The 606-nt window shown below is 68.3% G+C and carries 1 protein-coding gene; it reads left to right on the top strand.

Annotated features, from left to right (window positions below):
- Positions 1–606: S8 family serine peptidase (locus ABD323_RS43840; RefSeq protein WP_344447585.1), on the top strand; the 606-nt coding region annotated here is incomplete at both ends.

Here is a 606-nt window from a genome sequence, read left to right as displayed (position 1 = left end):
GATCCGGGTGGCAAGGGTCGTGAGGCCAAGTCCGAATCGGGGCACGGGACCAGCATGTCGGCCCTGATCGCGGCCAAGGGTCACGGAGCCGGCGGCGGTGACGGGGTGACCGGCCTGGCCCCGGGCGTGAAGATCCTGCCGATCTACAAGAACAGCGCCTCCAACAGTGACGCCATCCCTGAGGGCATCCGCTGGGCAGTGGACAACGGTGCCAAGGTCATCAACATCTCGCAGGCCGGCAAAGTCGGTAACAGCAAGTGGGTGCTGGAGGCGATCGCTTACGCGGCCTCGAAGGACGTGCTGATCGTGGCGGGCGCGGGCAACGACGGCGCAGGGCTCGCCAGTCCGGCGAGCGCGCCCGGTGTCCTGGCGGTCGGTGCGGTCGACCAGTCGGGCAAGGTCTGGGCGAAGTCGAACTTCGGGCCCGGTCTTATGCTCACCGCGCCGGGGGTGGAGATCGTCAGCGCGGGATCCTGCTCGGGCAGTCAGTACTGCATGGCGAGCGGCACCTCGGACGCAACCGCGTACGTCTCTGCGGCCGCCGCGCTGGTCCGCGCCAAGTACCCGAACCTGACAGCAGGTCAGGTGGCGAACCGACTCGTGAAG

Origin of the sequence: Kitasatospora nipponensis (assembly GCF_039528135.1) — a bacterium.
GTDB classification, from domain to species: domain Bacteria; phylum Actinomycetota; class Actinomycetes; order Streptomycetales; family Streptomycetaceae; genus Kitasatospora; species Kitasatospora nipponensis.
Note: the sequence above shows the minus strand (reverse complement) of the source record. Positions and strands in the feature narration are given on the sequence as shown.